Genomic DNA, 1,485 nt, shown 5'->3' on the forward strand with positions numbered 1-1,485 from the left:
GCCAGGTCGCTCCCGGCTCGAACGCCCAGTCGATGCCGAGGCTCCCGGTCCACGCACTGGCCTTGTTGAACGTCGGCGGGGCCTTGAGCACGCCGCAGATGATGACTTTGCTGTACTGCTCGCTCGGCGGGTCGTCCCCGCCGAGCAGGGCGCCGTTCGTCCAGCCCTTCAAGCCGCGCCGACTGTCGCTGACGTGGGAGTCCAGCTCGATCTGGTCGCCGGTGACCAGCTCCTGGGCATCGCCGATCCGGTAGCCGCCCTCGGCCGCCCGCCGCTGGAACGCCTCTTTCGCCTCCTGGCTCTGGCGCTGCTCTCGTGCCATCGTCGCGATGGGCGTCTGGTCGCGGCCGTGGTCGATGTCGTGCTGGCCCATGACGTCGATCACGACATGTCGCCAGGTCAGGCCGCCGGCGCTACGCCAGTCCTTCACGGCGTCCTGAAGTTCGGCGGACGCCCAGGGAGGTGGATTGCCGTCACTGTCTCGTATCGTTTCGAGCTTGGCGGCGATCTCCAGCGCTTCCCTCTTCGTCGGCAACTTCAAGAACTGCGCGGTCACCGTCAACGCAGCTGCAGGCGCCAGCACCACCCAGGTCCCCTTGGACTTGAAGAGGGCCAGCTGGCCCGACGGCGTCAGCGCCAGCGTCTTCTCCTCGGCCAGCCGCTCGAGGAACTCGCGCCGGTCGGCGTCAGCGTTCAGCGCCGACCGGCGCAGGTGCTCCCGGAGCTCACTCACACTGGGGAACAACGGAAACCTCCACGGCGATGGACTCGTCATCGGGCGGCGGCTCCTGGCCGGGCAGCGGCATGCCCCCGCCAACGCGCCGCCGCCGTTCGACCAGCACCTCCAGGACCTCATCGATCGGGTAGATGCCGGTCAGCCAGTGATCCGGGTGGTCCCAGAACTCGTGCGCCCGCTTCTTCAGCAGGTCACCGGCGTCGATCGCGTCGGCACACGACTCGAAGTCCACACGCGGCACCAGGGCCTGCCCGGTCGCGGACATGTGCAGATTCCATCTGCCGTTGTCGCCGCGCTGCGCCGCGATGAACGAGCCGCCGCCCGCGAGCACCGCTCCATCGAGGTCGGCTGCCAGTGCGCGAGCGCCCTCGCTGGCCCGGCTGTACGACAAGACCGCGGGCGAGTCGCCGCCGGCGGCCAGATGCTGGCGCACCTGCTCAACGCTGTGGAAGCGGGGTTCGGTCAGGCGACCGCCCTTCAGCAGGCTGGCTCGCCACCTCAGGTAGGCGTCGCGGCCGACGACTCGCAACTGTCCGCCGAACGTGTGCGCGCCTGGCTCACCCGGATCGTTCAGCGACGTTCGCCGTTTGTGCGTGGCGTCCCAAATCGACGCGGCGAACCGGTCGAAGGCGGCGACGACCTCGTGCGGGTGGGCGTCACCGATTCTGGGCGTGGTCTCCATCTTCACGATCGTCACCGCGTTCAAGGACTTCGTCCTGCCGCTGCTGGTCATGACCGACAGCGACAAG

General features: G+C 68.8%; 2 protein-coding genes. Both read right to left on the reverse strand.

The window, feature by feature from the left end:
• Positions 1-733: hypothetical protein (locus AB0J09_RS64550; protein WP_360714368.1), on the reverse strand; the 733-nt coding region annotated here is incomplete at its 3' end.
• On the reverse strand, positions 726-1,485 hold a 760-nt coding region (locus AB0J09_RS64555), incomplete at its 5' end, for a hypothetical protein (RefSeq protein ID WP_360714369.1). The genes AB0J09_RS64555 and AB0J09_RS64550, both read right to left, overlap by 8 nt.

Origin of the sequence: Nonomuraea sp. NPDC049784 (assembly GCF_040659615.1) — a bacterium.
Taxonomy (GTDB): Bacteria; Actinomycetota; Actinomycetes; order Streptosporangiales; family Streptosporangiaceae; genus Nonomuraea.